The sequence below is a fragment of the Mesorhizobium sp. M7A.F.Ca.US.005.03.2.1 genome, from assembly GCF_003997795.1.
In the GTDB taxonomy this organism is placed as follows: Bacteria; Pseudomonadota; Alphaproteobacteria; order Rhizobiales; family Rhizobiaceae; genus Mesorhizobium; species Mesorhizobium ciceri.
Window position 1 is genome coordinate 1 of sequence record NZ_RZRP01000121.1, and the last position, 10,935, is coordinate 10,935.

The 10,935-nt window shown below is 64.2% G+C and carries 14 protein-coding genes; 5 read left to right on the plus strand and 9 right to left on the minus strand.

Features of this window, described 5'->3' with window-relative positions:
* Positions 1-13: 13 nt before the first annotated feature.
* The 5 genes from EN991_RS09630 (at position 14) to EN991_RS09650 (ending at position 4,448) form a co-directional block, all read left to right on the plus strand.
* Positions 14-781, plus strand: a complete 768-nt coding sequence (locus EN991_RS09630; protein WP_127368651.1) for an SDR family oxidoreductase — start codon at positions 14-16, stop codon at positions 779-781.
* Complete coding sequence (locus tag EN991_RS09635) at positions 778-1,731, plus strand: 2-dehydro-3-deoxygalactonokinase (protein WP_127368652.1); 954 nt, start codon at positions 778-780, stop codon at positions 1,729-1,731. The genes EN991_RS09630 and EN991_RS09635 overlap by 4 nt, the downstream gene beginning before the upstream one ends.
* Positions 1,728-2,369 carry a 2-dehydro-3-deoxy-6-phosphogalactonate aldolase gene (locus EN991_RS09640; protein ID WP_013528597.1) on the plus strand — a complete coding sequence of 214 codons (642 nt, stop codon included), beginning with the start codon at positions 1,728-1,730 and terminating at the stop codon, positions 2,367-2,369. The genes EN991_RS09635 and EN991_RS09640 overlap by 4 nt, the downstream gene beginning before the upstream one ends.
* Positions 2,366-3,247 carry an SMP-30/gluconolactonase/LRE family protein gene (locus EN991_RS09645; RefSeq protein ID WP_024502161.1) on the plus strand — a complete coding sequence of 294 codons (882 nt, stop codon included), beginning with the start codon at positions 2,366-2,368 and terminating at the stop codon, positions 3,245-3,247. Before EN991_RS09640 ends, EN991_RS09645 begins: the two co-directional genes overlap by 4 nt.
* Positions 3,248-3,374: 127 nt before the next feature.
* Positions 3,375-4,448: a D-alanine:D-lactate ligase-like protein gene (locus tag EN991_RS09650; RefSeq protein WP_127368653.1), complete on the plus strand. Its 1,074-nt coding sequence runs from the start codon at positions 3,375-3,377 to the stop codon at positions 4,446-4,448.
* Positions 4,449-4,491: 43 nt separating this feature from the next.
* On the opposite strand, the gene EN991_RS09655 is transcribed toward EN991_RS09650, so the two are convergent.
* The 9 genes from EN991_RS09655 to EN991_RS09695 form a co-directional block, all read right to left on the minus strand.
* Positions 4,492-4,902: a GFA family protein gene (locus EN991_RS09655; RefSeq protein ID WP_013528594.1), complete on the minus strand. Its 411-nt coding sequence runs from the start codon at positions 4,900-4,902 to the stop codon at positions 4,492-4,494.
* 41 nt (positions 4,903-4,943) lie between these two features.
* A complete protein-coding gene (locus tag EN991_RS09660) occupies positions 4,944-5,408 on the minus strand; it encodes an SRPBCC family protein (protein ID WP_013528593.1) in 465 nt (154 codons plus the stop codon).
* Positions 5,405-5,725: a helix-turn-helix domain-containing protein gene (locus EN991_RS09665; RefSeq protein ID WP_127368654.1), complete on the minus strand. Its 321-nt coding sequence runs from the start codon at positions 5,723-5,725 to the stop codon at positions 5,405-5,407. Before EN991_RS09665 ends, EN991_RS09660 begins: the two co-directional genes overlap by 4 nt.
* A gap of 245 nt (positions 5,726-5,970) precedes the next feature.
* Positions 5,971-6,258 (minus strand): DUF1330 domain-containing protein, encoded by a 288-nt coding sequence (locus EN991_RS09670; RefSeq protein ID WP_024502158.1) that lies wholly within the window; start codon positions 6,256-6,258, stop codon positions 5,971-5,973.
* Positions 6,259-6,290: 32 nt separating this feature from the next.
* Positions 6,291-6,989, minus strand: coding sequence for an orotidine-5'-phosphate decarboxylase (gene pyrF / locus EN991_RS09675; RefSeq protein ID WP_013528590.1), 699 nt, complete (start codon positions 6,987-6,989; stop codon positions 6,291-6,293).
* Positions 6,986-7,582, minus strand: coding sequence for an NADPH-dependent FMN reductase (locus EN991_RS09680; protein ID WP_127368655.1), 597 nt, complete (start codon positions 7,580-7,582; stop codon positions 6,986-6,988). Before EN991_RS09680 ends, pyrF begins: the two co-directional genes overlap by 4 nt.
* 161 nt (positions 7,583-7,743) lie before the next feature.
* On the minus strand, positions 7,744-8,349 hold the full coding sequence (gene pmtA, locus EN991_RS09685; protein ID WP_027161171.1) for a phospholipid N-methyltransferase PmtA: 606 nt from the start codon (positions 8,347-8,349) through the stop codon (positions 7,744-7,746).
* A gap of 167 nt (positions 8,350-8,516) precedes the next feature.
* On the minus strand, positions 8,517-9,647 hold the full coding sequence (gene dnaJ / locus EN991_RS09690; protein ID WP_013528587.1) for a molecular chaperone DnaJ: 1,131 nt from the start codon (positions 9,645-9,647) through the stop codon (positions 8,517-8,519).
* Between the two features lie 212 nt (positions 9,648-9,859).
* Positions 9,860-10,935, minus strand: a 1,076-nt coding sequence (locus EN991_RS09695) for an Hsp70 family protein (protein ID WP_164768944.1), incomplete at its 5' end; no start/stop codon positions are given.

Genomic DNA, 10,935 nt, shown 5'->3' on the forward strand with positions numbered 1-10,935 from the left:
GGAGACAACAACGATGATGCCATCGGCGCATTTTGCCGACCTCGAAGTAGCCTCGGTGCTGATCACCGGCGGCGGCTCCGGAATTGGCGCGGCACTGACCGAGGGTTTTGTGCGCCAGGGCGCCAATGTCGCCTTCATCGACATCGCCGACGGCCCAAGCACAGCTCTTGCCGACCGCATCGAGAAAGAATTCGGCCGCCGGCCGCTCTATCTCAAGACCGATTTGCGCGATGTCGAGGCCCTGCGGGCGTCCGCCGCGAAGGCTGCCGAGGCGCATGGCGATGTCACCGTGCTGGTCAACAATGCGGCCTGGGACGAACGCCACGCCGTCGAAGACGTGACGGTCGAGTTCTGGGACAACAACCAAGCCATTAATCTGAGGCCGCATTTCTTCACCGCGCAAGCGGTGGCGCCGGGCATGAAGCGGGCCGGCGGCGGCTCGATCATCAACTTCACCTCGACGTCCTATCTGATCAACCACCCCGACATGCCGTCCTACACGGCCGCCAAGGCCGGTATCCTCGGTCTGACCAAGGGGCTGGCCGGCAAGCTCGGTGTGGACGGCATCCGCGTCAACGCCATCGCGCCCGGCTGGGTGATCACCGAGCGGCAGAAGGAGCTCTGGGTGACCGAACAGGGGCTTGCCGCCCATGTCGCCAAGCAGTGCATAAAACAGGTGATGCAGCCCGACGACATCGTCGGCACGGTGCTGTTCCTGGCCTCGGACGCTTCGCGCATGCTGACGGCGCAGATGCTGATCGTCGATGGAGGTTTCCTGTGAGCCAAGCCGGCAACGCACCGGCGGTCGCCGCCGTCGACTGGGGCACGACCCGCATGCGGGTCTGGCTGATCGACGGGCAAGGCAAGATGCTTGCCGAACGCCGCGGCGATGACGGCCTGATCACCGCGCAGCAAAAGGGCTTTTCGACCATCCTCGAAGGGCATCTGGCGGCGATGGGAGCACCAGCGGCGCTGCCCGTCATCATCTGCGGCATGGCCGGGTCCCGCCAGGGCTGGCTGGAAGCGCCCTATGTCACCGTGCCGGCGCCGCTTACCGCCATCCTTGCGGGTGCCGCCAGCGTGCCCGGCCAAAGCCGCGACATCCGCATCGTTCCGGGCCTTGCCCAGCGGCTGACTGACGCGCCCGACGTCATGCGCGGCGAGGAAACCCAGCTTGCCGGCGCCGGCCTGCCGGCCAGGGGGCGCCAGCTGGTCTGCATGCCCGGCACCCATTCGAAATGGGTGCTGGTCGAGGACGGCGCCGTCACCGGCTTCGGCACCTGGCCGACCGGCGAGCTGTTTTCCGTGCTTGCCGCGCACTCGATCCTGCGCCACTCGCTCGGCGAGCACCCCAAGCCGGTCACATCGGACAATCCGTTCTTCCGCCGCTGGTGCGACACCGCATTGGGCGAAGGCGGCGATGTCACCTCGCGGCTGTTTTCGATCCGCGCCGCCGGCCTGCTGCAGGATCTGAAAGCCGACGATGCCGCCGCCTGCCTGTCCGGCCTTTTGATCGGCGGCGAGATCGCCTCCGCCAGCCGCCGGCATGGCGCCGGTGCCGAACCCGTGGTGCTGATTGCCTCCGGCGCGCTGGCCGCACTCTACCAGGCCGCACTTGGTCTTGCTGGGCTTGAGGTCCGGGCCGTCGACGCCGACGAGGCAGTGCGTGCCGGTCTCGTCGAGGCGGCGCGCGAGAACGGCATGATCGCCAGAATTGGAGTTGCCCGATGAGCCAGACCGCACCGTTTCCAAAACTCAAGCGCGGCCTGGTTGCCATCCTTCGCGGGCTCAAGCCCACCGAGGCGATGGCCATGGGCCAGGCGCTGTTCGACGCTGGCATCGAGGCGATCGAAGTGCCGCTCAACTCGCCGCAACCGTTCTCGTCGATCGCCCGCATCGTCCAAGTGCTGCCGAAAACGGCGCTGGTCGGCGCCGGCACGGTGCTGACGCCGGCCGATGTCGATGGCTTGCACCAGGCCGGAGGGCGGCTTCTGGTCAGTCCCAACATCGATGCCGAGGTGATGGCGCGCGCCATGCATTACGGCATGGTGACGATGCCCGGCGTGTTCACGCCGACCGAGGCTTTCCTGGCGATCAAGCTCGGCGCCTCGGCCCTGAAATTCTTCCCGGCGAGCGTGCTGGGTGCCGGCGGCATTTCAGCGATGCGCGCGGTGTTGCCGGCGCAGACATTGGTCGGTGCCGTCGGCGGTGTCTCCGAAAAAGATTTTGCCGGCTACAAGGCTGCCGGCGTGACCGCCTTTGGTCTGGGCTCCAGCCTGTTCAAGCCGGGCATGAGCGTCGACGAGGTGGCCGCGCGTGCGCAAGCTGCCGTCGCGGCCTGGGATGCGGTGTTCGGAGAAGCAGGATGAGCGAAGCGATCGTTTCGGTTTTTTCCGATCACGTCTGCCAGCTCGGCGAGGGGCCGAGCTACGATCCCGCCACCGATACGCTCTACTGGTTTGACATCGTCAACAGCCAGCTTCTGGAAAAGCGGCTGTCCGGCGGCGCGACCACCGTCCATGAGCTTGGCCAAATGGCGAGCGCCATCGCCGTCATCGACGACAAGCGCCAGCTGATCGCCGCCGAGACCGGCCTTTATGTCCGCGATGTCGCGACCGGCAAGCTGACGCTGCACACGCCTGTCGAGGCCGACAATCCGGTCACGCGCTCCAACGATTCCCGCGTCCATCCCTGCGGCGCCCTGTGGATGGGCACCATGGGCAAGGGCGAGGAAAAAGGCGCGGGTTCGATCTACTGGTTTTTCAAGGGCGAACTGCGCCAGCTGTTTTCGGACATCACCGTCTCCAATTCGATCTGTTTTACCGAGGATGGCGCGATCGCTTACTACACCGACACCTCGACCGGGCTGCTGATGCGCGTCGCCTGCGACCCGGCGACCGGTCTGCCTGCCGGTGAGCCCAAGCTGTTCGTCGACCACCGCTCGGCCAAGGGCTATGTCGACGGGTCGGTGCTCGACCGCGACGGCATCCTGTGGAACGCCGTCTGGGGCGGCAGCGTCATCGAAGCCTACGGACCCGACGGCAAGCTCGTCCGCACGGTCGCCATGCCGGTGACGCAGCCATCCTGCCCAGCCTTCGTCGGCGCCAAGGCCGACCGGCTGGCGGTCACCTCCGCCTGGTCGGGCAAGGATGAGAAGCAGCGTCTGCTGGATCTGCAGGGCGGCATGACCTTTCTGCTCGATATTCCCGTCAACGGCCGCTTCGAGCCGCGCGTGCTGATCGCCTGATCGAACTGGATTCTACGGTCGGACGGTGCGTTGTCACGCCACCGCCCGCACCGTGTCGGTTTCGCGAGAGCCTGACGTCTCGACCATGCGATGGTAGGTGATCGTACCGCCGGGGATCGTTCATCTCATGCCAAGCCGTAAGCCGAAACTGATACTCGTCCATGAGCCGGAAAAGGCTTGTTTCGACCGTCTGGTCGCCGACGGCCATGCGCCGCAGCGCGCAACCGAAATCGCGTCCTATCTGGCGCAGTCGACCGATCTCGCTCCTGAATTCGACGTGCTTGGCCGTGCCTGCCAGGCACGCGGCCTGTCGTTCACGCCGGTGGCGCTCGACGACGCTGCCAGCGTGCTCGCCGGCGAGCATCCCAGCACAACGCTGGTCTGGACGCTGACCGACGGCATCGCCTATTTCCGCGGCGGCGCGGCGCCCGCTTTGGCGCGACTGGGCGGTTTCAAGACAATCGGCGCCGACGATGCGCTGTTCGCGCTCTGCCAGGACAAGTTCCGCTCCGGCGCCGTGCTCGGCGCGCTCGGCCTGCCGGTGCCACAGGCTGGGCTCGCGCGTGACGGCCAATGGCTGGTCGAGCCGCCGGCCTCGCCCGCCGGCTGGTTCGTCAAGCCCAACCGGCTCGGCGCCAAGATCGGCATCTGGCCGGAGTCGCGCTGCGGCGATCTCGCCCACGCTTTGGAGCTCAGCCGGCGCGTCTTTTCGGCCTATCGCGACGATGTCGTCGTCCAGCCCTACGTCGCCGGCCGCAACGTGCGCGCCAGTTTCCTTAGCCTGATGCCGGGCGCGGGAGTCGAAGTGCTTGGCGTGGCCTTTGTCGATTCAGGCGCCGATTTCCAGACCATGGCCGACAGCCTGGCGCTCTACGGCGACACTGGCGAGGCAGCGAAAGCGGCGGGACATTACGCCGAGCCGGAGCTCGTCGCGGTCGCCGACAGCCAGCCGGCCGCCGACGCCAGGATTCGTGCGATCGCCGGGCGGCTGATGAGCGGGCTCGGCCTGCGCGACGTGTTTTCCATCGATCTCAGGGTCGAGGCCGACGACACCGTCCACCTCATCGAGTTCGAGGTCTGCCCCGGCCTGCCCTGCTTCGATTTCCGCGCCTATTGCCGCCAGCAATGGGGCCTCGAGCTTGCCGATGCCATAGCCGAGACAGCGGCGAGCCGGCTGATCGGCCAAGAGCATCGCGCCTGAAGGCGCTACGGCAGATCGCGGGCCGACCGGCGGACGCGTTTCACTACGGCATTCGCTCGACCGCCTGCAAGGCGGGATCCATCTTGTCCCAGGCATGGCCGTGGCTCGTGTAAGTCACCATCTGTGGGCTGAACTGTTCCGGATCGTCGAGGCTGGCCGCATGGACCGCTATGAATTCCGGCATGGCGACGGATATCAGAAAGACCGGCGTTCCGCAGGTTGGACAGAAGGTGTGGATTTTTTCATTGCCGCTGGCGCCCGCCACGCGCCAGGTGCTCACCTCCCCGGTAATGGCCATATCGGCACGCTGGCCGAAGGTCAGGTAGGATCCGTGGCCGGTGCCTGAGCGCTTCTGGCAATCGCTGCATTGGCAGTGGTTCTGGAAGATCGGCTCGTCATTGGTCTCGTAACGGATCGCGCCGCATGCGCAGCCGCCGGTATAGCGCTTGGTCATTGTCATTCTCCACGGGTCTGATTCTGCTCGAGGCCGCAACATCAGGCCGATTTCGGCTTGGCGAAAATATCGATGCCGCTGCCGGTTTCGAGGAAGGATTTCAGGCTGGACAGCACCGCCGGCCAACCCTGGCTGACGCCCTTCGCCATGCCGCTGCCGGCCTCGAGCTCGTCATGGCTGACGGTCAGCCGCACCATGGTGTCGTATTCCTCGATGGCGAACGTCACGCGGCTGGTTTTTGACGGATCGTCCGCCTGCGAAGCGTTCGCCCAGGTGATGACGAGGCGGGTCGGCGGCGAAATCTCGACGACCTTGCCGACGAGTTCGACAGTCCGTTCGTCATTGGCGCGGATGTGCTCCCATTTCGAGCCCGGCGTCCATTCGGAGACGTTCTCGTGGCCCCAGTAGCGCTTTGCGATCTCGGGCTTGATTATCGCCTCGAACACCTTCTGCGGCGTCGAGCGGATATAGGTCACGTAGACAAAGCTGGTCGTTTCCCTGGTCATTGGTCTTCTCCTTCGAGTTCCTGCTTCAGGTCGTGCAGCAGGCTGAGCCGCTGCCGTTCGAATTTCCGTACCCAGCGCTCGTAGACTTCGTGCAGCGGCACGGGATTGATGAAATGTGGTTTTTCGGGGCCGCGCTTGACCGTGCTCACCAGGTTGGCCGCCTCCAGCAGGTCGAGGTGCTGGGTGGCGGATTGCCTGGCCATGTCCAGATGATCGCAAAGCTGACTGAGCGTCTGCCCGTTCTGCTCGCACAGAAGGTCAAGCAGCCTTCTGCGTGTCGGGTCGCCCAGCGCTTTGAAAACCTTGTCGGCGTCCATCTGCCTCACTCTGTTGTAAGGCATAATATGCAGGTAAATACCTGCATGTCAACCGGCAATCCGACCGGCGTTGAATGAGCGCTCGTCGGCACGGCTCCGCACCTGGCAACTGCGCCAGGCAGATCACCGTGAAATCGCGGAGCAAAGATATGTAAAATGAGCCTGCGGGGCTTCAAACGCCGCCAGGCTCTATCCGATTTTGAGCACGTCTCCGGCTAAAACCGGAACTATGCTTGCAGGGGACCTCAGGCGCCCTCGACCAGGACGATCTCGCCGTCGGCGACCTTCTGGCGGATGGCGGCGGCGCGCTGGTATTCCGGCGAATGGTAGCAATCATGCGCGGCGGCCAGCGATTCGAACTCGATGATGACATTGCGTGCGCGGCCGGGGCCTTCGGCCTTTTCATGCTCGCCGCCGCGCGCCAGGAACTTCGCGCCGAAGCGCTCGAAGGCAGGTTTGGCGGCGGAGACATAGTCCTTGTAGCCTTCCGCGTCGCGCACATCGACACGAGCGATCCAATATCCTTTGGGCATTTTCTTGGTCTCCGAACTTGTTCCTGGAAATCTCAGGCCGAGCGCATCTCGTCGAGGATGGCTTCGGCCGCTTCCCGTTTGTTGGCCGCAGCAATGATCGGACGGCCGACGACGAGGTGGCTGGCGCCGTTGCGAATCGCCTGGCCTGGCGTCACCACGCGCTTCTGGTCGCCATGGTCGCTGCCCGCCGGCCGGATGCCGGGCGTCACCACCGCCATGTCGGGTCCCACGATCCGGCGCACCGCCTCGGCCTCCGCGGCCGAGCAGACGATGCCGCCCATGCCGGCATGCAGCGCCTGTTCCGAGCGCCTAAGCACCAGCGTATGCGGATCGTACTCATAGCCGACGTCGATCATGTCCTGCTCGTCCATCGAGGTCAGAACGCTAACGGCAAGCAGGCAAAGGTCGCTGCCTCTGGCCGCCTCTACGGCGGCCTGCATGGCCTTGGGATAGGCGTGGATGGTCAGCATGGTCACGCCCATCTTGACGATGTTCTCGACACCCTTGGCCACCGTGTGGTCGATGTCGAGCAGCTTCATGTCTAGGAAGACGTTGGTGCCGCCGCTGGCCAGCTCCCTGGCGAAGTCGAGCCCGCCGGCGAAGGCAAGCTGGTAGCCGATCTTGTAGAAGGAGACGATGCCGTCGAGTTCGCGCACTGCCTGCTCGGCTTGCTTCACTGTCGGCACGTCGAGGCCGACGATGAGCCGGTCGCGCATGCTATTGGCGATCATGCCTCGATCCGGGTGGACAGCAGGCGCGAGGTCTCGATCAGCGTGCGGCATAAGTGCTCCATCGATTTGTGCAGTCTTTCGTCACGGAAATTTCCATCCTCGTCGAAGGCGTCACCGCCGTCGGGCACCGAGCATTCCGGCGTCACCACCTCCATCTGGCAACGCACCAGCACCGCGCGCAGATGGTTGATGCAGCGGATACCGGCAAAGTGCCCGTTGGAGGACGAGCAGAGGCCAACGACCTTGCCGGCCAGCGGCCTGACTGGCCGGCCACCATCCCTGCGCACCCGGCTCACCCAGTCGATCGTGTTCTTGAGCAGCGGCGGAATGGAGCCGTTATATTCGGGTGTGGCGATCAGCAGCCCGTCATGGGCGATGATCAGACGGCCGAGTTTCTGGGCGTTTTCGGGAACGCCTTTTTCCTTTTCCAGATCCTCGTCCATGATCGGCAGGGGGTAGTCGGCGAGCGAGATGCGGGTCACCTCGGCACCTTGCATGGCGAGTTCCTTTTGCGCCACGTCGGCGGCCCTGCCGCTATAGGCGCCGCTGCGCACCGAGCCGGCGAAGACGAGGATTTTCGGGATCACTGCCATTGGCCACCCTTGTTCCCGGACAGGTACAGCCAAGGACGGCTCAAATCAACGGCTGGATAGGGGAATAGGGCAGTAGGGGAATATGGGAGTAGAAAATAGCCTGGAAATGGAACCCTTCATCCCTACTCCCTTACTCCCCTATTGCCCTATTCCCTTCTCACTTAGTGCGCCTCGCGGCGATAGATCCACAGCTGCGTCGGCGGAATGTTGCGGAGGATGAAATCGAAATGCTTGACCGTGTAGTCACCGCGGCCGGCCGGGATCGGCGACATCGGTCCGTAGGTCAGCTGCACGATCGGCCGTCCGGCCGGGATGCGGTCGAGCAGGCTCTCGATATAGGCGATGCGCTGGGCGACCGGAAAGTTGAGCAGCGGCACGCCCGAAACGACGGAATCGAAGATCATCCCGCTCTTGTCGCCAAGCGTGGCGTTGAGGTTGAAGGCGTCGCCCTCGATGACGTTGACGCCGGGATAGAGCCGCCGCAGGTGACGAACGAAATCCGTGGAATATTCGACAGCGTAGAGGTTTTCGGGGCGTACGCCCTGGGCGAGGATGGCGCGGGTGATGACGCCGGTACCGGGACCGACCTCGAGCACTGGCAGGCCGGATTTAGGATTGACGATCGAGGCCATCTTGCGCGCGGTGATCGAACTGGTCGGCACGATCGAGCCAACCGTCTTCGGCTTGTCGATCCAGCCCTTGAAGAATTTGAGTTCGTCGTCGAACTTTTCGACAAGCGCCTTCCGCAGTCCAGGGCCACGTGTCATGCAAGCTCTCCTCAGCGCTCCCCGCAAAGTTACTTAGCACCTGAGCGGTGCTAGGCAAGGCGCGGCCGGACGCATGTCGTGGATAAGATAATTTTCGTCGCGTCTCAAGGGGCGACGCGATTCAAGGATTTACGCGTGGCAAATCGGCTTACGCGGGCCAAAGTGCATCAACGCTCGCCGAAAGACTCGAAGAAATCCTTCATACGGGCGAAAAAGCCGCTCGATTGAGGCGAATTGTCCTGCGAGGAGAGCTGTTCGAACTCCTCCAGAAGTTCGCGCTGGCGCCGGGTCAGGTTCTGCGGCGTCTCGACCGCGGTCTGGATGTAGAGGTCGCCGACATTGGGCTGGCGCAGCACAGGCATGCCCTTGCCCTTGAGGCGGAACTGGCGCCCGTTCTGTGTGCCTTCGGTCACCTTGACCTTGGTCTGCGTGCCGTCCAGCGTCGTCACCTCGAAGGAGCCGCCAAGGGCTGCCGTCGTCATCGAGATCGGCACCTTGCAATAGAGATCGGCGCCGTCGCGTTGGAAGAACTCGTGCGGTTTGACCGCCAGGAAAATATAGAGGTCGCCCGAGGGCCCGCCGCGCAGGCCGGCTTCGCCCTCATTGGCAAGGCGGATGCGGGTGCCGTCCTCGATGCCGGCCGGGATGTTGACCGACAGCGAACGCTCCTCGGTGACGCGGCCCTGGCCGGCGCATTTCGGGCACGGATCCTTGATCGTCTGGCCGCGCCCCTGGCATTGCGGGCAGGTCCGCTCGATCGAGAAGAAGCCTTGCGTGGCGCGCACCTTGCCGTGGCCGTTGCACATCGAGCAGGTGACGGGCTGGGTGCCGGGCTTAGCGCCGCTGCCCGAACATTCAGAGCACGAGATCGACGCCGGCACCCGGATCTGTGCGGTCTTGCCGGCAAAAGCCTCTTCCAGGGTGATTTCCATGTTGTAGCGCAGGTCGGCGCCGCGCTCGCGGCCGCCCGACGAGCGGCGCTGGCGCCCGCCCATCATGTCGCCGAAAATGTCCTCGAAAATGTCGGCGAAGCCGCCGGCGCCAAAGCCTTGGGCCCCGCCATTCATGCCGCCCTGTTCGAAGGCGGCATGACCGAAGCGGTCATAGGCCGCGCGCTTCTGCGGGTCTTTCAGCGTCTCGTAGGCTTCGTTGATTTCCTTGAACTTGTGCTCGCAGGAATGGTCGCCGGGGTTGCGATCGGGATGGAATTGCATGGCGAGCTTGCGGAAAGCGCTCTTGAGCTCCTTCTCATCGGCGCCTTTTTGCACGCCCAGCGTCTCGTAGAAATCAGCTTTCATTTTTTCCCGCTGTCCGGATGCTCAACGTCTTGAAGCATTGTTGCGTCTCTTGCCGGCACTGACGCTTCGATTTAGGTGCGATGGAAGGGGGATGCCAGTGTCGACGCGGCTTTGCCTGCATTTTTTCAGCAAGGCCCGCTGTTTTTCTGCAAGGGGTTGCAAAAAAGCCCGGCCTTCGCCGGGCTTTTCGCTTTATCTTGCCGTCAAACGGTTCAGGCCGACTTCTTCTTGTCGTCGTCTTCGTCGATTTCCTCGAAATCGGCGTCGACAACGTCACTGTCCTTGGCGGCGTCCGCCTTGGCGTCGGCTTCCGCCGCTTCCTTCTGCGAAGCCTCGTACATGGCTTGGCCAAGCTTCATAGAAGCCTCGGCCAGCGCCTGGCTCTTGGCTTCGATGTCGGCCGCGTCGTCGCCTTCGGTCGCGGTCTTCAGCGCCGCGATCGCGTCGGAGATCGCCGTGCGCTCGCCTTCCGAAACCTTGTCGCCATATTCCTTCAGCGACTTCTCCGAGGAATGCAGCAGCGCTTCGGCCTGGTTGCGGGCCTCGACCAGCGCACGCCGCTTCTTGTCGGTCTCGGCATTGGCCTCGGCGTCCTTGACCATCTTCTCGATGTCGGCGTCCGAAAGACCACCCGATGCCTGGATGCGGATCTGGTGCTCCTTGCCGGTGCCCTTGTCCTTGGCCGAAACGTTGACGATGCCGTTGGCGTCGATGTCGAAGGTGACCTCGATCTGCGGTACGCCGCGCGGCGCCGGCGGAATGCCGACCAGGTCGAACTGGCCGAGCGCCTTGTTGTCGGCGGCCATTTCGCGCTCACCCTGGAAGACCCGGATGGTCACTGCCGACTGTGAGTCCTCGGCCGTCGAGAACACCTGGCTCTTCTTGGTCGGGATCGTCGTGTTGCGTTCGATCAGGCGGGTGAACACGCCACCCAGCGTCTCGATGCCGAGCGACAGCGGCGTCACGTCGAGCAACAGCACGTCCTTGACGTCGCCCTGCAGCACGCCGGCCTGGATGGCGGCGCCGAGAGCGACGACCTCATCCGGATTGACGCCCTTGTGCGGCTCCTTGCCGAAGAACTGCTTCACGATTTCCTGGATCTTGGGCATGCGGGTCATGCCGCCGACCAGGACGACTTCGTCGATCTCGCCCGCCTTCAGGCCGGCATCCTTCAATGCCGCCTTGCAAGGGGCAATCGTGCGCTGGACGAGGTCGTCGACCAGCTGCTCGAACTTGGCGCGCGTCAGCTGCAGCGTCAGGTGCTTCGGCCCGGTCGCGTCGGCGGTGA

Excerpts from the sequence above, each read along its gene's own strand:
- EN991_RS09630 (WP_127368651.1), top strand. The coding sequence starts at position 14 with ATGATGCCATCGGCGCATTTTGCCGACCTCGAAGTAGCCTCGGTGCTG.
- EN991_RS09640 (WP_013528597.1), top strand. The coding sequence starts at position 1,728 with ATGAGCCAGACCGCACCGTTTCCAAAACTCAAGCGCGGCCTGGTTGCC.
- EN991_RS09645 (WP_024502161.1), top strand. The coding sequence starts at position 2,366 with ATGAGCGAAGCGATCGTTTCGGTTTTTTCCGATCACGTCTGCCAGCTC.
- EN991_RS09650 (WP_127368653.1), top strand. The coding sequence starts at position 3,375 with ATGCCAAGCCGTAAGCCGAAACTGATACTCGTCCATGAGCCGGAAAAG.
- EN991_RS09655 (WP_013528594.1), bottom strand. The coding sequence starts at position 4,902 with ATGACCAAGCGCTATACCGGCGGCTGCGCATGCGGCGCGATCCGTTAC.
- EN991_RS09660 (WP_013528593.1), bottom strand. The coding sequence starts at position 5,408 with ATGACCAGGGAAACGACCAGCTTTGTCTACGTGACCTATATCCGCTCG.
- EN991_RS09665 (WP_127368654.1), bottom strand. The coding sequence starts at position 5,725 with ATGGACGCCGACAAGGTTTTCAAAGCGCTGGGCGACCCGACACGCAGA.
- EN991_RS09670 (WP_024502158.1), bottom strand. The coding sequence starts at position 6,258 with ATGCCCAAAGGATATTGGATCGCTCGTGTCGATGTGCGCGACGCGGAA.
- pyrF (WP_013528590.1), bottom strand. The coding sequence starts at position 6,989 with ATGATCGCCAATAGCATGCGCGACCGGCTCATCGTCGGCCTCGACGTG.
- EN991_RS09680 (WP_127368655.1), bottom strand. The coding sequence starts at position 7,582 with ATGGCAGTGATCCCGAAAATCCTCGTCTTCGCCGGCTCGGTGCGCAGC.
- pmtA (WP_027161171.1), bottom strand. The coding sequence starts at position 8,349 with ATGACACGTGGCCCTGGACTGCGGAAGGCGCTTGTCGAAAAGTTCGAC.
- dnaJ (WP_013528587.1), bottom strand. The coding sequence starts at position 9,647 with ATGAAAGCTGATTTCTACGAGACGCTGGGCGTGCAAAAAGGCGCCGAT.